24 protein-coding genes and 1 tRNA gene are annotated in these 21,023 nt (G+C 38.3%); 8 read left to right on the top strand and 17 right to left on the bottom strand.

The window, feature by feature from the left end:
• From VMY36_00715 to VMY36_00705, 3 genes are all read right to left on the bottom strand, one after another.
• Positions 1-136 (bottom strand): glycosyltransferase (locus VMY36_00715; protein ID HUV42418.1); only part of this gene is annotated, 136 nt, incomplete at its 3' end.
• A complete protein-coding gene (locus tag VMY36_00710) occupies positions 133-942 on the bottom strand; it encodes a glycosyltransferase family 2 protein (GenBank protein HUV42417.1) in 810 nt (269 codons plus the stop codon). The genes VMY36_00715 and VMY36_00710, both read right to left, overlap by 4 nt.
• Positions 939-1,901: a glycosyltransferase family 2 protein gene (locus tag VMY36_00705; GenBank protein HUV42416.1), complete on the bottom strand. Its 963-nt coding sequence runs from the start codon at positions 1,899-1,901 to the stop codon at positions 939-941. Before VMY36_00705 ends, VMY36_00710 begins: the two co-directional genes overlap by 4 nt.
• A gap of 128 nt (positions 1,902-2,029) precedes the next feature.
• Here VMY36_00705 and VMY36_00700 point away from each other — a divergent pair, with 128 nt between their 5' ends.
• Positions 2,030-2,605, top strand: a complete 576-nt coding sequence (locus VMY36_00700; GenBank protein HUV42415.1) for a hypothetical protein — start codon at positions 2,030-2,032, stop codon at positions 2,603-2,605.
• 77 nt (positions 2,606-2,682) lie between these two features.
• A complete protein-coding gene (locus tag VMY36_00695) occupies positions 2,683-3,279 on the top strand; it encodes a restriction endonuclease (protein ID HUV42414.1) in 597 nt (198 codons plus the stop codon).
• 235 nt (positions 3,280-3,514) lie between these two features.
• Here the strand turns inward: VMY36_00695 and VMY36_00690 are convergent, their stop codons facing one another.
• On the bottom strand, positions 3,515-4,021 hold the full coding sequence (locus VMY36_00690; protein ID HUV42413.1) for a hypothetical protein: 507 nt from the start codon (positions 4,019-4,021) through the stop codon (positions 3,515-3,517).
• A 238-nt stretch (positions 4,022-4,259) separates the two neighbouring features.
• Between VMY36_00690 and VMY36_00685 the strand changes: the two genes are divergently transcribed.
• Complete coding sequence (locus VMY36_00685; GenBank protein ID HUV42412.1) at positions 4,260-4,457, top strand: hypothetical protein; 198 nt, start codon at positions 4,260-4,262, stop codon at positions 4,455-4,457.
• Positions 4,458-4,721: 264 nt separating this feature from the next.
• Here the strand turns inward: VMY36_00685 and VMY36_00680 are convergent, their stop codons facing one another.
• Positions 4,722-4,895, bottom strand: coding sequence for a hypothetical protein (locus tag VMY36_00680; GenBank protein ID HUV42411.1), 174 nt, complete (start codon positions 4,893-4,895; stop codon positions 4,722-4,724).
• Positions 4,896-5,137: 242 nt separating this feature from the next.
• Between VMY36_00680 and VMY36_00675 the strand changes: the two genes are divergently transcribed.
• From VMY36_00675 to VMY36_00665, 3 genes are all read left to right on the top strand, one after another.
• Positions 5,138-5,608: a hypothetical protein gene (locus tag VMY36_00675; GenBank protein ID HUV42410.1), complete on the top strand. Its 471-nt coding sequence runs from the start codon at positions 5,138-5,140 to the stop codon at positions 5,606-5,608.
• 28 nt (positions 5,609-5,636) lie between these two features.
• The gene (locus VMY36_00670; GenBank protein HUV42409.1) at positions 5,637-6,047 is read left to right on the top strand and encodes a hypothetical protein; all 411 of its coding nucleotides are present in this window, start codon (positions 5,637-5,639) and stop codon (positions 6,045-6,047) included.
• Positions 6,048-6,235: 188 nt separating this feature from the next.
• Positions 6,236-6,667 (top strand): hypothetical protein, encoded by a 432-nt coding sequence (locus tag VMY36_00665; protein HUV42408.1) that lies wholly within the window; start codon positions 6,236-6,238, stop codon positions 6,665-6,667.
• A gap of 412 nt (positions 6,668-7,079) precedes the next feature.
• Here VMY36_00665 and VMY36_00660 read toward each other — a convergent pair.
• Positions 7,080-7,153: transfer RNA gene (locus VMY36_00660), tRNA-Val, on the bottom strand.
• A gap of 65 nt (positions 7,154-7,218) precedes the next feature.
• On the opposite strand from VMY36_00660, the gene lepB reads away from it, so the two are divergent.
• Positions 7,219-7,776, top strand: coding sequence for a signal peptidase I (gene lepB / locus VMY36_00655; protein ID HUV42407.1), 558 nt, complete (start codon positions 7,219-7,221; stop codon positions 7,774-7,776).
• Here the strand turns inward: lepB and VMY36_00650 are convergent.
• From VMY36_00650 to VMY36_00605, 10 genes are all read right to left on the bottom strand, one after another.
• Positions 7,773-8,603: a ParB/RepB/Spo0J family partition protein gene (locus VMY36_00650; GenBank protein ID HUV42406.1), complete on the bottom strand. Its 831-nt coding sequence runs from the start codon at positions 8,601-8,603 to the stop codon at positions 7,773-7,775. The genes lepB and VMY36_00650 overlap by 4 nt on opposite strands.
• A 5-nt stretch (positions 8,604-8,608) precedes the next feature.
• Positions 8,609-8,857 carry a 50S ribosomal protein L27 gene (rpmA, locus tag VMY36_00645; protein ID HUV42405.1) on the bottom strand — a complete coding sequence of 83 codons (249 nt, stop codon included), beginning with the start codon at positions 8,855-8,857 and terminating at the stop codon, positions 8,609-8,611.
• A gap of 84 nt (positions 8,858-8,941) precedes the next feature.
• Complete coding sequence (locus VMY36_00640; protein HUV42404.1) at positions 8,942-9,247, bottom strand: hypothetical protein; 306 nt, start codon at positions 9,245-9,247, stop codon at positions 8,942-8,944.
• A 1,047-nt stretch (positions 9,248-10,294) separates the two neighbouring features.
• The gene (gene rplU, locus VMY36_00635; GenBank protein HUV42403.1) at positions 10,295-10,627 is read right to left on the bottom strand and encodes a 50S ribosomal protein L21; all 333 of its coding nucleotides are present in this window, start codon (positions 10,625-10,627) and stop codon (positions 10,295-10,297) included.
• 23 nt (positions 10,628-10,650) lie between these two features.
• On the bottom strand, positions 10,651-11,730 hold the full coding sequence (gene rodA, locus VMY36_00630; GenBank protein HUV42402.1) for a rod shape-determining protein RodA: 1,080 nt from the start codon (positions 11,728-11,730) through the stop codon (positions 10,651-10,653).
• Positions 11,727-14,690, bottom strand: a complete 2,964-nt coding sequence (gene ileS, locus VMY36_00625; protein HUV42401.1) for an isoleucine--tRNA ligase — start codon at positions 14,688-14,690, stop codon at positions 11,727-11,729. The genes rodA and ileS overlap by 4 nt, the downstream gene beginning before the upstream one ends.
• 167 nt (positions 14,691-14,857) lie before the next feature.
• Entirely contained in the window at positions 14,858-16,012 is a 1,155-nt protein-coding gene (gene ftsZ, locus VMY36_00620) for a cell division protein FtsZ (protein ID HUV42400.1), read from the bottom strand.
• Positions 16,013-16,084: 72 nt separating this feature from the next.
• Complete coding sequence (gene ftsA / locus VMY36_00615) at positions 16,085-17,401, bottom strand: cell division protein FtsA (GenBank protein ID HUV42399.1); 1,317 nt, start codon at positions 17,399-17,401, stop codon at positions 16,085-16,087.
• Positions 17,402-17,404: 3 nt separating this feature from the next.
• Complete coding sequence (locus VMY36_00610) at positions 17,405-18,130, bottom strand: FtsQ-type POTRA domain-containing protein (protein ID HUV42398.1); 726 nt, start codon at positions 18,128-18,130, stop codon at positions 17,405-17,407.
• Positions 18,127-19,248, bottom strand: coding sequence for a UDP-N-acetylglucosamine--N-acetylmuramyl-(pentapeptide) pyrophosphoryl-undecaprenol N-acetylglucosamine transferase (locus VMY36_00605; GenBank protein HUV42397.1), 1,122 nt, complete (start codon positions 19,246-19,248; stop codon positions 18,127-18,129). The genes VMY36_00610 and VMY36_00605 overlap by 4 nt, the downstream gene beginning before the upstream one ends.
• A gap of 49 nt (positions 19,249-19,297) precedes the next feature.
• On the opposite strand from VMY36_00605, the gene VMY36_00600 reads away from it, so the two are divergent.
• On the top strand, positions 19,298-19,642 hold the full coding sequence (locus VMY36_00600; protein HUV42396.1) for a hypothetical protein: 345 nt from the start codon (positions 19,298-19,300) through the stop codon (positions 19,640-19,642).
• A 35-nt stretch (positions 19,643-19,677) separates the two neighbouring features.
• On the opposite strand, the gene VMY36_00595 is transcribed toward VMY36_00600, so the two are convergent.
• Positions 19,678-21,012, bottom strand: coding sequence for a tyrosine/phenylalanine carboxypeptidase domain-containing protein (locus VMY36_00595; GenBank protein ID HUV42395.1), 1,335 nt, complete (start codon positions 21,010-21,012; stop codon positions 19,678-19,680).
• Between the last annotated feature and the right edge of the window lie 11 nt (positions 21,013-21,023).

Genomic DNA, 21,023 nt, shown 5'->3' with positions numbered 1-21,023 from the left:
ATTTCTTTGCAACCTCCCGAGTCTTATCCTCAGAATAATTATCAATAACAATTACTTCATCACACCAATTAAGAGACTTTATACATTCTTCAATATTTTCTTCTTCGTTTTTGGTAAGAATAACTGATGAGATCATAGTTTAACAATATTATAAACTAGTTTTCTAAATAACATCTTGGAACTTATAAAAAACCAATAAAAATAAGCCATTGTTTTATTTGGGAACTTTGCCCATTTATTGATAAAAAGTAAATTGCTCTTAATTAAATAATAAATTGATTTTATAGACTTTTGCTCTTTTTCATCAAAATCGTGTAGAACTTCAGCGTTTAATTCTACACCTATTTTAAATCCTGCTTTTGAAGCCCTCAAACAAAAATCAACATCCTCAAAATAAAGAAAGAAATCTTCTTCAAGATAACCAATCTTTTTAAGGACCGAAACATCAATTAACATGCAACATCCAGAAACATAATCAACTTCGTAATTTTTGTTCTGTCTTTTAAATTTCTCAATATGATAAGGTCGCATAATAACCCTATTAAGCTTTCCCCCTAGATCATAAATAAACTCACTATTTCTTTTAAACTTGATTATCGGACTCGAAATATCATTTTGATTTTTAATTAGAGATAAAAAATCTTTATTTCTTAAATAGGCATCTTGGTTTAACAGTAAAATTTTATCAGCTCCGTCTTTAATCGCCTGTTTCATTCCCTGATTATTGGCCCTAGCAAATCCTAGATTTTTTCTATTGCGAATTAATTTAAAAGATCGAATAATTTTTTTAATTTCTTTAATCGAACCATCTCTAGAAGCGTTATCTACAACTATTAAGCTTACATTCTTATCTTTTTCAATAATTTTTTTAACAAAATTAAGAGTTTTTACAAGTTTATTTCCTCCGTTATAGCTAACAATTATTATAAAAATTTTCTTCATTTTAAAAGTTTAAGTAATCTTATTTCTTTAGGTTTTAGATTATTATCTATATATTCAAGATTAACTTTTCTATTTTTTTGAATTTTTAGCCTCTCTCTTAAAATCCAGGGCAAGTTAAGTATTAGCCAAAGTTCTGCTTTTATGGCTTCTAAAATAAAACCTTTAAACAATAAATAAAAAAATGTATTGATATTTGTTAAAAATATTCCAAAAAGCCTACCTCTTTTAAGTAAAGTCTTTAATGGAAAACATCTTAAGATAAAAAGATAAGCATTTCTAAACTGTAAATATTCGAGAAACTGAGGATTTCTCGAACTAGTAGCTTTATGTTCGTGATAAACAACTGCTCTTTGATCACATATAAAACTACATCCAGCTAATTGAGCTCTAAAAGACCAATCAACATCTTCACCATAAGCAAAAAATTTCTCTTCAAACATTCCAACCTTTTTAAAAATGTTTTTTCGAATTAGGACAGCTGCAGCGGTAATTAAAAAAATTTCTTTATTCTGATTTTTTTTAACTCTTCCCCTATCATGAAAGGCTTGGCCTAATTCGTTAATAAAACTCCCAGAAGAATCAACTTTATTATTTGACAGGAAAATCAATGGAGCAACGGCATCTAATCTGTAATCTTTTTCTAAATCTCTTAATAAATACTTTAAGCATTCTTTATCCAATTTCGTATCATTATTAAGAATGAAAATTTTTTCAAATTTCGCATTTTTAATGCCCATATTCACCGCCTCTGCAAATCCTTGATTCTCAGAAAAAGATATTATCCGCACCTCGGGATATTTTTTTTTCAAGAAACTCTCTGTTTCATCCTCTGAGCCATTATTTATTACAATTATTTCATTGGGAACTATTTCTTGCTTATATAACGAAGTCAAACAAATATCTAATAATTCACTTCCATTATAACTTGGAATTATGACTGTTAAGTCTCCTAATTTCACTTCGCCGATATTGTACCATTTATTGATTAATGATATAATTACCCTCAATTCGAGTCCTAATAAGGGAGCTAAATTGTTCTTAATCTAACCCTTGTTGTCTGCAATATCAACTTACAAAATTCAAAAAAATGGATGGGACTGGGAGTAAAAAAGTTAAAAATAAAATTACCGGAGTGGAGTACACTCTTCCTCCTTCGTCTTTCCATGATAAAGTAGTTGGCTTTTTAGATTGCTTTCCAATTGAAGACATGCGCGCTTACCAGCAGGCGAGAAAGCTGTTGGCGGTGGATGTCCGAGGTAATTATCATTTTTACGAAGGCCTTAAGGGTCGTTTTGAAGAATTTCTAACTAAACTAGCTGATAAATCTCCAGACAAAATAAGAGAATTTGCAGAAGGTCCATGGACAGATGTTGGTTTTGATTTATTACAAATAGGTTTTAGCACATTATCTGAAGATTTTTATCAAACCCTCTATAGACTTTTAATCACCCTACAAACAAAGTTGAATAAAAGACTTCATAAGGGCGCCCCCTTGCATCAAATAGGGCTTATTAATTTAACTTTAGGAAGATTAACTAAAGCTAAAAGGCACTTTCAACTAGCGATTACGGAAGATATTATTGATGACAAACAACATTACAAAAATAGGCCAGGATATATTGTTTTAAGGAACGAATTCCAAATCCCCCCCATGAAGAGATAGAAGCTCTGGCAAAAAAAATAGACGACTTAACTAAAAGCGCGAGTCCCACTGACCTTTTTTATCCTGAGCGTTTCGTTTTGGAATTTAAATTAGATGAAAGTGTTTCAAAGACAAGAGACATCGATAGACAACTGTTTGATATAAACACTTCATTTTCAAGAAAATTATTAGAGGAAGCTAATAAAAAATCCTTAAGTAAAGTTAAAAAAGGTAAAGCTCTAGAAAAATTAGCAGCGTATTTATTTAGCGGGATTGAGGGTTTCGATGTAAGGACTAATCAAAGAACCCAAGACGCTCAGTTAGATTTAATAATTCGCAATTCAGTAAAGTATGACCCAATCTATGATGTTTTAGGTAAATTTATATTAGTTGAGTGTAAAAATTGGTTTACAGAAAAAGTCGGTGTCCAAGAAGTTAAAAATTTTATTGCTAATGTCCACTTTTCCTATTGCAATTGTGGTATTTTGGTAACGAAAAGGGGGATAACGGGAAGCTCAAAAGACGTCGAAAAAGATAAGAAAGACGCTGAGCTTACTATACTTAAAGAATTCCATCAAGATAACATTGTGATTATTGTTTTAACGCTTAAAGACCTTCAAGCTATTGTGGAGGGTAAGAGCAATTTATTATCTGTTCTATTAGATAAATATGAAGCCATTAAATTGGACAAATGATTACTTGAGAAATATTTTAATAAGTTTTAACCTTTCTCTTGCCTGTTCAACTATCACCGTTGTTTGAAAAACCTTAATAATTTCACTTAGATTAATCCTAGGCAGGGGGGGGATTAGTGAACAAATGTAACAAAACAACCTCTGACATAAATTTTATTATGTCATTAGAGTGTTGCTTGTGGGATTCAGTTTGAACTACTTCATCCCAGCGTGATCACCTGCCTTAGATTTAGGATTAAATGGCTTTTGTAAACCAGGGGCATCTTCTAAACCATCCCCCCGGAACGCCACTGTCCATTAAAACATCTGCTTTTGTCGGAACTGTCAGTACATCAAATCTTGTCCAGTCAAAACGCTCATCTGTCTCTGCTCCAAATACCATACGGATTTCAACATATTCGTTAGCATTGATAGTATGGGTACTACTGTTGTTATTCTGGCAGTAGTAAGGATACAAACCATCAGTAATGTTAGTGTTGTAGTTTACTCCACCGTTTTCTGCGATCACCTGACTGGTATCACCGTCAGTTCGATATTCGAAACAACTATAAAAGTTCCTTGTACTGATGAATTGTAAATCCGTTTCTCCTACGCCCATACTGAGCTGATCAACATGAGCCCATTCATTTGTACGATTAATATCGTTCGTGCTGGGTGTTACAGGGTTTACTTCAGCTCTAACGACACCAGCTAATCCAAATACTAAGACCAGACTCATTAAAACAAAAAATATTTTTTTCATTCTTTTTCACCTCCTTTCTTTAAAAATTCCAATAAAAAATCCGCCTTTCAGCGGACCAAAAAACTTCCCCTTAACGGACGTGTGGAGTTTTAGTAAACTTACCCCATTAAACTTACCGTAGCACCCTTTTCACAAGTTGTCAAGAAATGAATAGAAATATTGTATTAGAACAGTTCTTGAGCGGGAAGACAGTTTTGATCAATATTTTGTTCTTCAAAATAAAAACCCGCTCATTTAAATGAATATAATTGTTTTAAAGTTTTTTGCTATTGGGGTTGCTCTTATTCTTAATGGAATACTCTATTTTATTCATTCTGATTTTCTCTACAATAATATTGAATTCAGACAGGTTCTCATTGCCTTGCTTTCAATCTTGATTGCTTTGATGGTGGTAAATGTTTGGGCGAATATCAAAACTTCAAAAGGTTCAAACTAATTTGAAAATGGTAAAAATAAAAAGGCTCAAATTAAAACTTATCAGTTAATTCTTAATCTTTCACTTCTAGAAAAACATTTAGAAATTTGGAAGAAATTTACTCTTCCTCCAACTGAAATAGAAGAAAATCTTCGCATTATTCAAGACTATCTTCTCCAATCTTATGAAATAGAATAAAAAGCGGAAAGGGGGTTTGAGTTTATACATGCAGTCAATATCTACATTGACATTGACTCCCCCCTTGAAGCATGTTAATGTGCCTTTCTAGCGTTTCTTAGCTTCCTTGATTCTCCTAGCAAGACCTGGATCTAAGACCTTGTAGGCAATCAAGAAAGCCATGATCATGGCAATGACGAGGATAATGATAGCAGAGCTTCCTACTAGATTGTAGCTCTTTACAATCCCAAAACCTGCTATCCCGAAACCCACAAATACCATGAATGATAGAAATATACGCGTTGCCAACTCTGAACTACCCTCGCCTCTCATTCTTTCCTCCTGCCCTCTGTCCATCTAAACTATATCCGTACCTGTTTAAATTTTATCAAATAGAGCCATATTTAACAAATCAAATATTACCCATAATATTGACTTAGAAGTCTCTTTTAAATATACTTAGTTTGTTTTGGTGGCACATTCACTTGTTAATACCTGATACCTGACAATAAGGAGAGAAACCGATGTCCGTCAAGAATCTGAAATTGAAAGATCGCTATCGGATCCTCAAAAGAGAGATGAGGGATGAAAAACAGGAGCAAAACATTGTAGTTGTCTTCTATTCTGTCCTGTTCCTTCTAGTCGCTTTCCTCACATTTATGGCTAACTACCCCGAATGCCTGCAAGAAAGTTCATTTCTAGGGGGAATGCTAGTGGGGTTAGTCACTCCCACCGGCTTTCTGGTCTGTAACATAGCCCTATTCCTAAGAGGGAAGGTTTCAGACCCATTCCTTATTCTCATAGTTGGGATAATTATAATAGCTCTAGGACCAATCTTTGGAATCGGCCTACCTCTTTTGTTTCAATCAAAAATGAGCCTTATTGGCTATATCTTTACCCTCTCACTAGGGGTAGGGATCATCGAAATGGCAAGGGGTAGCTATAGCTTATATCAGCTCTCTCAGGATGACCCTCATAAATGTAAGGAAGACTAGACATGATGTTTTGAGATCGGAGAAGACCATGAAAAAAGAAGATGTAGATAGACTAGAGAGAAGGGCCAAGAGAATCTATTACTGCTTTGTTGTCGTTCTTGTAACTCTCCTTTTATTTTTAGGAATACCAAAGGAGATACAAGAAGGTATGAGTAACTTGTTCCTGGCCGGTGTAATGGTCGGAACAATCTCTCCAGCGGGAAGATTTGTCTATATCATATTCAATGCGATAGCACCGATAAAAAACCCAGACAACACCTTTCGCTGGTTCCTTGGCTGTTTTGTCTGTTTCGGCAGCCTGGGAATGATCATAGCTGGTATACCGATTGGCTTCGTCCTAATACTGGTAGCCCCAAGAATAATGCTTTGGGGGTACGCCGTCAGTATCGCAGGAGGTTTAATGATCATTGAGTTTTCTAATGTTCTCAATAAAGGCTGACAGCCAACAAACAAGGAGGGGACAAAGCGTGGCAGCTCTCGCCACCAAAACAACGCAATGTCCCCTTCTAACACTTCAAATTAATATTAATAAATTCTTAATCTATATTCCCATAATATTGACTTAGAAGTCTTTTTTAAATATACTTAATTTGTTCTGGTGGCACATTGAGATAGGAGGAAGGTAGGATGAGCAAATGGAGTCTGCATGAACAGCTTCGGATAGTAGAATCGCATAGATGGGAATGGCGCATCTCGATGGTCTTCTGCTCTATCATCTTTCTTCTCCTCGCTCTCTTCGCGGGTTCAGCTGCCCTTGGAGAATGGCAGGAGAGAACGTTCCGGATCGGAATGTTCTGGGGGGTGCATATCCCTCTAGGCTATCTGGTCTGGACCCTAATGATCTACCTGGACACTGGAAAGCATGAAGAAGAAGGCTGTCTCCTAGTCCTCATCTTGGCCGCCATCTCGATCATACTGATAATCCTGGGTTTTGTCTCTGGGGTTGTCATCGCTGCTTTCCTTCCAACATACTCAACTGGCTTCATCCTGAGTCTCTCGGTAGGGATGGGTACTATCATCATGGCAAAGAATAGCTATGCCCTCTACACGGGTACTTAGGAATAGGCAAACAAAAAAGGGGGGACAAAATGTGGCACTTTCAGCCGCCAGAACAGCCCATGATGTCCCCTCTAGAGTTTCTGCCTTGACTTCTCTAATTTCCATTTGCTACAATGAAATCCTTGACAACTAGTCAATCTCCAGGAATCAAAGCGGTTCCTTTGGCTCGATGCGAAAGGAGGTTGCCTATAAGATAGTTTGAAATCTGGGAGGGTCCGTGTGAGGAGGTTCGTTTCCTTGCTGTTCATCGCAAGGAGGAACGGGACTCTTGTTTGGTCCTGTGCCCCCGGTGCTTGGTCTTGGGTGCGAATCAAATCCTGACGTTCATCACCACACAGAACCTTCTCCTCCCTCCCAGATCTTTCCCCCCCCTTCCTTCCATAATTAATTATTAACTAGAGAAATAAATTAGTGGGTGATGCAGGATTCGAACCTGCGACCTCTTCGATGTGAACGAAGCGCTCTAACCAACTGAGCTAATCACCCATCACTCTTGATTTTAGCAAATTCAGGCTTTACAGACAATTTAAAGAAGAATAATATTGTTTCATATGGTTTTTTTCAGGAAGATTGGTGGCTTCTTTCTCGATATCGTTGAAACTTTTGTAATTGCTCTGGCAATCTTCGTTTTGATGTATCTCTTTCTTTTTCAACCCCATCAAGTCAGAGGTAATTCTATGTATCCTAATTTTCAGGATCAAGAATATCTTTTAACTGATAAAATCACTTATCAATTAAGCGAACCCAAAAGGGGTGATATAATTGTTTTTAAGGCTCCAGGGAATGAAAAATATGATTACATTAAAAGAATTACTGGTCTGCCCGGAGACAGCATTAAGGTAGAAAATTGTCATATTCTTGTCAATGGCCAGATTTTAGAAGAAGAGTATTTACCTGAAAATCTTTGCACCAGCGCTGGTCACTTCTGGCAATCAGGTCAAAGTATTACTCTTGATGAAAATCAATACTTTGTTTCTGGTGATAATCGGCCCTACAGTTCAGACTCTCGAGATTGGGGGACGGTTCCAGAAAAGAATATTGTCGGTAAAGTTTGGCTTCGTTACTGGCCGGTTGACAGAGTTGGAATTATTAGAAGGGTTGACTATTAGTTTGCTTTGGTAATCCCGCGGTAAATCTTCTGAAGTTTATCTTCTGTCTTTTTCGTGTTGCCTTTGAGAACAATGTAGAGTTTGGTTTGGGCGCGAGAACGAGTTAACTTGACATGGACATCTTCTTCACCACCAAGAGCCCGATGAAGATCTTCCTGAACTTTATCTGTCTCTTCAGAAACGATTAGAGGTCTCTCCGCCGTCTTTGTTTTAGAAGGCTGTTTACCTTTTTTCTTAATTCGCCGAGCCACTTCTTCAGCTCTCCGGACTGAACCAGATTCACGAAGAATAATTTTGTAGGCCTCAATCATTAATTTAGTATCGTCAATTGAGGATAAAGCCCGAGCATGACCTTCAGTAATCAAACCAGACAAAAGACCATCCTTGAGAGCATCAGGTAAAGAAAGCAATTTGATCGAATTGGAAATGTAAGCAGAGCTTTTACTAATTCTCTTAGATATTTCTTTGTTGGTTAAACCAAACTCTTCAATTAGCCTAATAAAAGCTTTGGCCCGATCAAGAGCATTCAAATCTTCCCGCTGAACATTTTCCACCAAAGCCATTTCTAACATTCCCCGAGGCGAGGTTTCTTTAATGATGACCGGCACTGTCGCCAAACCAGCCGATTTAGCCGCCCGCCAGCGACGTTCACCAGCAATAATTTGATAGCCAGCCGGAGTTTTGGCAATCACCAAAGGTTCAAGAATACCATGTTCCTTAATCGACTCAATTAAATCAACTAAGGACTCGGGAGTAACCACACCTCGCGGCTGAAGGGGGTTTGATTGAAGCTCGTTTATATTAATATCAACAATCTGTTTAGCCATTTTTTTTAAGAAACAGTGATTAGTTTTCTGCCTTGTCTTTTAATAAATTCAACCATGCCGTCTTTAAGAGCAAAAAGGGTATGATCTCGGCCAATCCCCACACCAGAACCAGGATGGAACTTAGTTCCTCGCTGGCGAATAATAATATTACCAGCCTTGACTGCCTGGCCACCAAAAATTTTCACTCCTAACCTTTTACCAGGCCGGGGTGATAGTTGACTCGCTTTACTGCCACCAGCTTTAGTTTTTGCCATTGTCTAATCAAAGTAACAAATTTTTTCACACTTGTCAATATTTACACGAAGAATAAGAGAGGATGAGAGAGGGAGTAAATGCTTCTATTCCAGAAAGGAATCCGAAAATGAATATTCAGGAAGCTGTATTTGAGCTACAGCTAAAAGGTTCCTGAATTCTTCAGACAACTCGTTCGCGTTAGCGTTCGGCCTCTTATTCGCTATCTCAAAGAGACCATTCACGGCCTTGATATAGCCAAAAAGATATCCCAACTTCTCAGACTGCGTAGATACCCTTCGAATGGCCAAATCCATCCTCATTCTCATCCTCATCTCAAACTTGACTACAAGCTCTGCTCCCTTATAGTCGAATGCCCTCGCGGCAAAGTCTGACATGATTTCCTCAGCCACTTGACGACTCTTACAGAAAGAGTCCTTGAAGACCTCTTGACTACCCACTCTTCCCTCCTTGACTTTACTCCCTCTCTTAGTTAGGAAATATAGCAAAAAAAGGGGTTCAAATCAATCCTATAAAATGTACTTGCTTTTTAGTCCCATAATTTGATATAAACAAAAATAGAAATCTCGCACATAACAGGAAGGAAGAAAGGAAGGGGAAATGGCAAGACCAAGATCTGGTTCGAGATATAATAGGAGCAGAAGCAAGAGGATTGCCTCGGAAAGGCGATCCAACTCTTGCAGACCAACAGGTACGCCGAGGGTACTCCACGCACACATGCAACGGGCCCACAAAATGGCTCTGAAAAGGGTAGCAGAAAAGGAAACAACGAAGAAAGGACGAAGAAGACAAACAGGAAGGCCAAGAAAAGCAAGAGATAGAGACGAACAGGTATTACGCCAACTAAGGCACTCCTACTAGAAATCGGGAAGCAGTAGTCAACGATGACTACTAACCCCCTCCTCTTTCTTTCATTTCAAATCCTACAACCTTTTCAGAAAGGATTGAAATTTTTCGATTCTTTCTCTAAGCGTTGTAGGAGAAAAATGTGCTAGTAAACTCGCTTAAAGTTAAAAGTAGCTTTTAATTAGAGGCGAGTTTTTATTTGGGGAAAAGAAAACTGGCTCGTGCCTATGAATAACAAGAGCCAGTTTCGGCCAAGAAGATGGATTAGGTGATCCGAATGATGAGACTGCGCTCACTACCTTTCTTCTTGACCCATGCCTTAACTTCTTCGTATTCCTGGCCTTCCGGAACCCGGATTGTCACTTCGAGCTCATCAGCTCGAATGACAAGGCCTCTCTTCTCTCGAAAGTTGGCGCTTGTTAGACAACCGTATAGCATCCCTGAGGCCACGCTTTCTTGGGTAGGGATAACTATTAGATCTTGGCGCCTCCCTTCAAATTCTCCTTCTCTCACTTCGACCTCCTCTTCTCATGCGTAATGATTCTTGTCAAAGAGGATACCACAATAATCCTATAGCGTCAAATATGAGGTTTTTATTTTGAAGAAGATTTAGAAAGACTAATCTTGTTTATCTTTATTTTAGTTAGTTGAGATCGGTGACCTTTTACTTTTCTGTATCTTGATTTAGCTTTGTAGGTGGCCACTCTAATCTTTTTGTCTTTGAATTGCTCAATGATTTCGGCTGTCACTTTAGCTCCCTTGACTAGAGGCTGGCCTATAAACCTTTTTTTCTCATCAATTAAAAGCAAGACCTTATCAAAAGTTAATTTTTCTCCTTTTTTACCTTCAAGTTTGTCAACCGCCAATTCTTCACCTTCAGTGACTTTGTGTTGGCGATTATTTATCTCGATAACAGCATATTTCATGACTTCTAATTTTAATTCAACTCCTACTTAATTTCAAGGGCCTGGTTTCTTTTTTTCTGGATAGCAATATTATTGATGATTCCTAAGCTGATCAGGCTGGCAACCAGAGAACTGCCTCCATAGGAAACCAAAGGCAGGGTAACACCGGTAATCGGCAATAAACCTAGGTTCATGCCAATATTGATTAAGGTTTGGCTAACCAAAAGAGTAAAGATGCCTAAAGAAATAAGGAAACCTAAGCCATCACGCGTTGAACGAGCAATCTCAAGGAGTCGCCAAAACAAAAAACCAATTAAAACAATCAGGAAAAAACTGCCTAAAAAACCAAATTCTTCGGCAATGGTGGCAAAGATGAAATCACTGTGTCTTTCTGGTAAAAACATTAGTTGGGCTTGGGTCCCCTTGCCTAGTCCCCTGCCTAAAAGCTGGCCGGAACCAACCGCCACCACTGATTGAATTAAATTATAGCCAGCGCCCAAGGGATCAGCCAAGGGATTCAAAAAACTAAAAATTCGTTGTTGTTGATAGGGTTTTAAGAGGCGCCAGCTAATCGGTAGGCCAGCTAAGAAAAAGACAAAGGAACTAACAACAATTTTCCAGGAAATCCCTGTAGCTAAAACAATTCCTAGCCAAGCGGTCAAAACAACCAAACTACTACTGAGATCAGGCTGAAGAAAAATCAGCAAAACAGGTATCATAATCAGGCCACCAGCTTTAAGCAAATTAGTCAAAGAAAGTTTTTTGAGTTCAAAAAACAGAGAAGCAAAAAAGACAACCAGCAAAGGCTTGATTAACTCTGAAGGTTGGAGAGTGAGACCAAAGATTCTTATCCAACGGATTGAGCCTCGAGTCACGGCGCCAAAAACAAAGGTTGAGGAAAGAAAAACTAGGGCACCAATAAAAAGCCACCATTTATAGCGCTGGTAGAGATGATAGTCAATCTTGCTGAAGAGAATAAAAAAGAGTAAACCAATTAGAAAGTGGAAAAATTGTTGGAAAAAAAGATTTCTATCTAGACTACTAATCGTTACTAGACCGATTGTTAATAAAATCAAAATTATAAAAAGCAAAGCCCAATCAAACTCAAAGAAACGCTTGTTCATTTTTGCCTGCTAAGAATTATCTTTTCACCTTTTTTTACTTCTTTGGCTAAAGTCGCTTGCTTAAAATAATCAAGCATTTTCTTTTCTTTGGGCAGTTTAGGTAAAGTAACGATTATCTTTTCATCTAATTGACAACCTGCTTCTTTTCTTAATTCTTGGACACACCGAATCATTTCTCTTAACTCGCCTTCAGCTTTGAGTTTAGGAGTAATTTTAGTTTCCAATTTAACCTCAATCTCATCTTTTTGTTTAGTTTCTACTTGCCAGCTGACTTGTTTAAGATTGAGTTCCTCTAAAATTAATTGGGTTAACTCGTCATCTAAATCTATTTTTGCTTTTGTGGCAACCTTAATTAATTGCAGCGGCTGTCTGACTTTGATCTTTTCTTCTTTGCGAATTGCGTGACCCAATTCGCAGATTTTTCTCACCTGTTCCATTTGGACCAAGAGTTTTTTATCTAAAACTTCTTTTGTTCTGACCTCTGGCCAATCAGCCAAATGAACTGAATCTTTAACGTTTAACCGACCGCCATTAACTAGGGTTTGATAAATTTCTTCAGCTAAATAGGGTGTCAGCGGAGCTAAAACCTTGGTCAAGGTTAATAAAACCGTATAAAGAACACTGTAAGTTAAATCTCTGTCCTTTTTATCTTGAACGGTGGGACCAACTCGTCCCCGAGAACGACGTAGATACCAGGTTGATAGATCCTGAACAAAGTCCTCAATTATCTGGGTCGCTTTACTGACATCATAAGCCTCCATCTTTCTGGTGACTTTGATAATCACCTCATCAAGTCTGGTTAAAATCCATAAATCGAGCTTGGTTGGTTTTGAAGATAATTCTTTTCTTGGCTGCCAGCGATCGAGATTGGCATAGGTAATAAGAAAGTTAAAAACGTTCCAAAGGATAAGGTGAAAGCGGCGTCTGGTTTCATCAGCCAGATGATAACCAAACAAAAGATTATTGGCCGGATTTTGACGAGTGTAAATCCAACGCATGACGTCAACTCCAATTTTTTCGGCCGCTTCGTCAAATTCAATCATATTGCCAGAAGATTTATGCATTGGCTGACCATTTTCAGCCAAAAGCGTGGCGTAGCCTAAAACCGCTTTGTAGGGTTTTCTGTTTTCTAAAACCGTAGCCATGGCAATGACTGAGTAAAACCAGTTTTTAAATTGGCCGGGAAAGGATTCGGTAATAAAATCAGCCGGAAACCATTCTCGCCAATATTTTTTATCAGTCAAATAGCTTACTTTCTTAGTTTGAGGATCAACTAAAGTCGAAAAAGAAACAATACCAGCATCAAGCCAGGGATTGCCGACATCAGCTACCCGATTCATCTCCTTATTACATTTCGGACACTGAATTTTAACTTCATCAATCCAAGGCCGATGAGGCGTGTGGCCAGTAAACTTCTCCCAACCTTTAACCGCTTTTTTCTTCAATTCTTCTTTAGAACCAACGACCTCAAAGTGGCCACAATCGCATTCCCAAACCGGTAAGGCTAATCCCCAATATCTTTTCTTAGAAATCATCCAGTCTTCCATATTTCGCAACCAATCCAACTCTCGATCAAGACCAAAAGAAGGCAACCATTCAACCTTCTTCGCCACTTTAATCATTTGCTGACGGTAATTCTTGGCCTTTTTCTGATTATTATCATCCATGGCAATATACCACTCTTCAACTAAGCGCCAGATCAATTCGCTTTTACAACGCCAACAAACAGGATAACGATGAGTGTATTCTTCGGTCTTAAAAAAGAAATCGTTCTTTTCTTTTTTGAGATAATCAATGATTAGATTTGGTTTTTCTTTAGCGCTCTTACCTTCTAGCCAATCGTAACCTTGGATGTAGCGGCCAGCTTCGTCAACAGCCGGAAAAACAATTTCCCGCCAGCCCAAATCCTTGACTACAAAGCGATAGTCTTCGGTTCCGGTTCCGGGTGAGATATGAACTAAACCTGTTCCTTCAGCTTCATTAACTAATTCTTCTGATAAAACCAGAGAATAGAAATAAGGCTTCTTCCTCATTTTCTTAATCATTGGTAAATCTTCAAAAGGCGCCTGGTAATGTTTTATCTTTTCTTTTTCTATTAATTCTTTTCCCTTAACTTTTTTAATGATCTTCACATTTTTGCCAAAAACTCTAGGTACCAAACTAGCCGCCAGCCAATATTTCTTTTTTTCAAATTCAACCTGAGCATAAATTATCTCTGGATTGGCGGCAATCAAAGCATTAGCGGGAATTGTCCAGGGCGTGGTGGTCCAGACTAAAAGATATTCATTTTTTCGGCCAACAATTGGAAAACGTAGATAAATGGCGGTATGGGTTAATTCTTGATATTCTTCAGTGAGAATTTCATGTTCACTAATGGCCGTGCCGCAACGGGGACACCAAGTGACTGTATCCCAACCTTTATAAAGATTGCCGTCCTGCCAGCACTTTTTCAGAAAAGCCCAAATCATGTAATTATTCTCATCGCTCATCGTGTAATAGGAATTATCCCAATCCATGAAAAAACCTAAGCGCTTAGATTGATCGGTTTGAACTTTGGCATATTGATTAACTCTGGCTTTACATTTCTCAACAAACTTAGCAATACCATAATCCTCAATATCTTTTTTATTCTTAAAACCAAGTTCCTTTTCCACCTCTACCTCAACCCAAAGACCTTGACAATCAAAACCATTCTGGAAACGCTGTTTATAGCCTCTCATATTAAAAAACCGCTGCCATAAATCTTTGTAGGTTCTGCCCCAGGCATGATGAACACCCATAGGATTATTGGCCGTAATCGGACCATCTAAAAAAGAAAAGCGTTTTTTAGACTGACGATTGCGTTGAAGATATTTTTCCACCAAACCAGATTGATACCACCATTTCAGAATCTTTTTTTCCAGCTCGACAAAATTGACTCTTGAGGAAACAGGTTTAAAAAATGGTTTCTTTTTCTTCATAATCTTATTCTACAAAAAATCGTCCTTGTTTTTAAGGACGACTTCAGAAGCCATGGCTTTTACCACAGCTCCTATTTACTAATAATACCGATAAACTTTTTAATCTTATTAATTAATTTTTCCATTAGGGTTTATTCTAACAAATAATTTTTTGAACCACAAGGGGTTTACCTTCCCTGCCTCAAGAAAGCAGGAATATCAAATTCAGAATAGTCTTCTTCCTCTTCTTCTGCTTTCTCTTTTCTTTCCGGTTCTTCTTCCTCTGGTTCTCTTATTTCTTCTCCTGGTTCTGGTTTTTCACTGATAATCCCTCTAGGTTCGGTTCTAGGAGATCTTAATCTGGCTAGTTTGGCGAGACGAAGTCTGGCTTCGTCAAAACCAGTGGCAATGACAATAATCTTAATCTGGTCGACCATATTATCATCAATCACGGCGCCGAAGATAATATTCGCATCAGCATCCGCCGCGGTGGAAATGATTTTCGCGGCTTCATCAACCTCAGACATGGTCAAATCCTTGCCGCCAGTAACATTGAAAAGAATACCCTTAGCTCCCTCAATCGAAACATCTAAGAGACGGGAGGAAATGGCACCCCGAGCCGCGGCCTGGGCTCGATTTTCGCCCACTCCTGTTCCGATTCCCAGTAAAGAAGAACCGGCATCTCCCATAATCGCTTTAACATCAGCAAAATCAACGTTGATTAATCCGGGAACGGTGATAATGTCAGAGATACCCTGAACTCCTTGACCTAGAACCCCATCAACTACCTTAAAGGCTTCGACTAAGGTGACTTTTTGGTCAATCACTTCCATAATTCTTTGATTGGGAATGACAATTAAAGTATCAACTTTGTCTTTGAGATTCTCAATGCCGTCTTCGGCAATGACCATTCTTCTGGTGCCTTCAAAAGTAAAGGGTTTGGTGACGACAGCAATCGTTAAAGCCCCTAATTCTCTGGCGATCTCGGCAATGACCGGCGTTGCGCCAGTGCAGGTTCCGCCACCTTCCCCTCCGGCGATAAAAACCATGTCCGTATCGGCCATGTATTCTTTTAGTTTTTCTCTTGATTCTTCAGCCGCCTGACGACCGGATTCGGGATCACCGCCGGCTCCTAAACCCCGAGTAAGCTTTTCCCCAATCTGGATTTTCGTTTCGGCTTTGTTAACGAGAAGGGCTTGGGCATCGGTGTTAATGGCAATAAATTCAACCCCTCTGATTGATTCCTCCTCAATCATGGTATTGATGGCATTACCACCACCACCACCAATCCCTAAAACTTTAATTCTGGCAAAGCTGGCTGTATCTGGTTTAACAAGCGCCATTGTTTATCTCTGGGCAGGAAAAACAGGAAGAAATTTTTTCTATAATCTCTTTAACTATAATAGCACAATTGTCTAGGGCAGAAATTGTTTTATTAAATTAGTGGCTTTACCCACCACTCCCCTTAAGGGAATTTTTTCTAACTTTTTACCGATTTTCAACAAAGAAAAGCTGCTCGTACTCCTAACATCACTTTTAGCCCCATAATGGAGCAAACCCACGCCAGTGGCAAACTCGGTTTTTTCGGCTTCATCGATTAAACCACCGATTCCTTGAGGGACGCCAATCCTAATTGGCATTGATAAATTACGCTTAGCCGCTTCTTTAATACCGATGGTTAAGGCACCGCCACCGGTAATGACAATCCCGGCCGGGGTTAAACCAATTACCCCGCTTTTCTTCAGTTCTAAACCAACCATCGTAAAGATTTCGTTAAGTCTTGGTCTAATAATTCCCTCGCTTAAAGTCTTTTTAGAAACTTTTTTTACTTCCTCGACAATCCCTAAATCTTTTAGATCAAGCTCGTCTTCATCCTTCTCCGCCTCTTTTTCCCTTTTCTCTTTTTCTAACTTGACCTTTTTCATTTTAGGCCAATTCTCTTTCTCTGAAAAAAAGGTTTTGATCTTCTCGGCTGATTCAAGTGAAAGCCTTAGGCCAATGGCTAAATCATTGGTCACGTTTTTGGCGCCAATGGGTAGAACCACCGTGTAAAATGGTGCGCCCTCAATAAAAACAACAACGTCAGTGACTCCCCCGCCAATATCAACCAAAACCACCCCTAATTCCATTTCTGTCTCCGTTAAAATCGCTTCGGCTGAAGCCAAGCCAGCGGCCACCAAATTCTGGACGTCGGCGCCAACTTCGGAAACACATTTAGCCAAGTTCCTCATGGCCGTGGTTGAACCAGTCACAATGTGGGTTTCGACTTCCAACCTCACACCAGACATTCCGACCGGGTCTCTGATACCATCCTGACCGTCAACCGTAAAATAGCGGGGAACGACATGGATCACTTCTCTTGAAGAAGGCAAGGAAATAGCTTTAGCGGCTTCAATAACCCGAAGAACGTCATCACCATTAATTTCTCCTTCAGGCTCGGCCACGGCGACAACCCCTCTTGAGTTTTGAGAAGTAAGATGAGGCCCGCTCACCGAAACCACGGCTCTGGTTAAACTATAACCAGCCATTCTCTCAGCCGCTTCGACTGACTCAATCACTGCTTCAGCCGCTTCTTCGATATTAACAATTTGGCCTTTTCTAATACCGCGTGAGGGAATGCTCGAAGCACCAATAACTTTTATTTGTTTTTCTTCTTCTCCAACTGAACCGATAATGGTGGCTATCTTCGAGGAGCCAACATCAATTCCAGCAATAATTCTTTGTTTAGCCATAAGTCAGATAAAGGTAACGACTGGCTTATCAAAGCGTAAATCAATCACCTTAATTTGTTTACCCTCTATTTTAGCCCGCCCTAAAATTGATTGTAAAGAGTCAACTTGTTGACCAATTCCTTTTTTAGAAGAAATTAAGACTTCTGGGCCTTTTTTGAGAAAAAGAGTTAAGTCTTCAAAAAGATTAATCTCAAGACGACGGACCTCAATATTCTTCATCAGTAACTGATAAAGACAATTAAGACTGCTAATCACTGCGGTTGATTTGAACTGATGGTTATCAACGATTATCGCTGATTCGCTGCTGGTAATCAGGGGTAAATCAGTTGGCTGTTGAAGCTCAGCCAAGACAAAACCCTGGTAATCAACCTGATAATAATGACTATCGGTTTCAATAATTGCCAAAGGTCTTCTTTTACTCAGATGAATAACTAATTTATTCGGCAGGTGTTTCTCCATCTTAATCTCATCAATTTCTGTCAATTTTCCCTTAATCTCTTCCTCAACTTTTTGGGGTGAAAGCAAAACAATATTTTTGCCTAAAACCAAACCGTTGATCTGAAACCATAAATCTGATTGACAAGCATTTTGATTCTCAAAACAAACTACCTGATTTACTTTAAAAAAATCACTTTTCAGAACCAAAAAGAGACCAACAATAAACGAAGTTATCCCTAAAAAAATAAGCAAGAATTTCAGGAGTTTAATGATTGTCTTTTTTATTTTCACTGGATGATTTTCTCAGCCAACCTGACAATTTCTTTGGAAGCATCAAGCTTAACTAACTTTTTAGCTTGAGAAGATTTCTTTTGATAATCATCAAGATGAGTCATCATCTTTTCTATTAATTGCCATAATCTTTTAGGACTTAACTTTTCCTGAGGTAGAACCTCCGCTGTCCCGGCCGTAACCAAAAGCTGAGCATTTTTCGTTTGTTCATCAGTCGCCGCGAAAGGCAGAGGAATGAATAAAGCTGGTTTTCCCAAAGCCGCGAGTTCCGTGACCGTATTGGCCCCAGACCGAGAAATAATTAAATCAGCCTTGTTTAAAAAGGTACCCATCTCCTGGCTGTCGAGATATTTTTTAAAATGATAACGATTTCTTAATTGAGAAGGCATCTTTTGTCTTCTCTTTTCCAACTCTTTAAGAATCCCTTGGCTACCTACCGGACCAAGGTGGTGAAAAAGATTATATTTCTTAACTAACTGATTAATTAATTGACTGACGGTTTGATTAATTATTCGAGAACCCTGATTGCCACCGGTAATAAAAATTAAAGGTAATTTTTCGTCAAAATCAAAAACCTGCCAGATTTTTTTATTAGTCTGAAGAACTTCTTTCCTAATTGGGTTACCGGTCAAAATGACTTTCTTTTTAGGAAAATATTTTTGGCTGATCGGCCAAGAAACAGCAATTTTCTTGGCAAAATAACTATTAAAGCGACTAGCCAAACCATAGCTGGCGGTTTGTTCATGAGTCAGAATTGAGATTTTTAACAACCAACCGGCTAAAACCACAGGAACACTGACGTAACCGCCAAAAGAGATGATTAAGTTTGGTTTGATTCTGATTAAATAACCCAAAGCTTGAAAAAAGCCCAGAGGAATTTTTAAATAAGAAAAAAAAGTATATTGATCAAAATAGCGCTGGATTTTACCGGCGGTAATAGGGATATAGGTAATCTCTTTTTCTCTTAATAAAACCGCTTCCATGGGCAAGGCTTTATGGGCTTCAGAAGTATAGCGACGGCCAAAATAATAAATTTGGTAAGGTTTTTTTTCTAATTCATCAATAACGGCCAAAGCCGGAGTAACGTGGCCGCCGGTAATCACGATTTTCTTTTTCATTAATTAAAATTCTCTATTATATAGTCTATAATGAATTATAGCATTAAGCATGATGAAAAAACGTTATTTGAACGCTATTTTTACGAATCACGCCATTAACCGCCTTTACAATCGAAAGATTACCCAAGGTGATGCCTGGTATACTTTCCAACATCCTGATGGCAGTCTGCCTGGAAAAACGCCTGGTTCAAAAAAGTTTTTTAAAAATTATGGTCAGCAAAGAATTGAGGTTGTCGCTAAACAGAATGAAAAGGGTGAATGGATTATTCTTTCTTGTTGGTCAAAACTGATGGGTGATGGTAGATCAATTTTCACTCAGGAAAAATCAACTTTAGCAAGGATATTCAAAAAAGGCTTAAACAAACTGATTCGTAAAAAGGGAAAATTCTTTTAACCATTTAACTGCTCTTCTATATCTGAAGAATCAATTTAAGATTCAGAAATTCCTAATTGATCTAAAATATAAAGATGGCGTGGATTAGTGGGATCATATTTCCCCACGGTGATTCTTCTAAATTCGTTTGGTTTTTTTCCAATTAATTCCCAAACGCCAATATTACCTTCTCTATAGATGATGTCCTTAGTAAAACAAACTCCAGGAGTAGTGTAATCTGTACCTCTGAAAGTTCTTATTCCTTTGTTCCAGGCTAATCTCTGAGCTTCTTCTTTTGCTTTTTGAATATTTTTACCTTTCACCAATCTATCAAAGAAATAATATTTCTGCATAATTTCATAAACATCTCGAAAATCTCTAGGCTTGCCATCTAATCCGTAGGCAAGACTAATAGCTAAATGTCCTGTTAAGCCGGAAAAGTCTTCTATTTGGCCACTAACAATCTGGCTTCGCATTGTTGCTATTCCCTCTTCTCCCCGCTCATATCTATCCAAGCCTGGCCCTAACAACCTTAATCTGCTTCTTTCTCCTTTTTCTCTCCTAGCGACATGAGTGCCAATCTCATGAACCAAAAGGGACTGGACTTCTTTGAAGAGTAACTTTTTTGATTCTGGAATTTTTATTTTTTTCTCTTCCTGATCAACACTGGCACCAGGTTTACCACTAATATCAGTAACAACCTCCCATTCATCTAAATTTAAAGAATCCAAAGCTTTCTGAAAGATATCTTTAATTTCGTCAACCCCTAATTCGCCTTCAACTTCAGGAAGATGGACAAGATCTCCTATTGCTTTCGCTGTTTCTCTTTCTGCAAGACTGATAGTTCCCTCTGATGGCAAAGAAACAAAACCCGCTCTCTCTGTTTCCTGGGGCAGAACTTCATCCAACTCTCTTGCTGCCCGACTAAGTGGTCGATTATCTGAGTTTCGATATTCGTTTATTTTTGTCCGAAGAGATTGGACAGTAAAAACAAAAATCTCATAGGACGGCTTGCCATAAATAAACTCTGAATAGCGTTTAAATCTTCTCATATCTCCGCTAATCGAAGCCTGAAGCATTCTTAATTTAGCTACGCTTTCATTTATTTTCCATCTATATGCCTGCCCAACAATTTCATTCTCCTCTTTAGCCAAAATTTCTTCTTTCAAACTTAATAATGCCTCTTCTCTTCCTTTTAAATCATCTGGGTCAAGTCGAGGATAATCAAGAATGGGATTGCGAACTTCACCTGATAAAAAAAGCCTTTTTTGCTCTTCTCTATGGTTCTTATAACCTTCTAAATATTCATATGCTTCAACCATTCCATTTTTTTCAAATTGGGAATGCCAAATTTCGTCGATGGCTGGTTGTTTTTCTGGATATTCCGTCATTCTTTTAAAGA

This window comes from Patescibacteria group bacterium (assembly GCA_035529375.1).
Taxonomy (GTDB): Bacteria; Patescibacteriota; Microgenomatia; order PFEM01; family JAHIFH01; genus DATKWU01.
The sequence above is the reverse complement of the archived record's forward strand: the minus strand, read 5'-3'. Positions and strand labels throughout refer to the sequence as shown.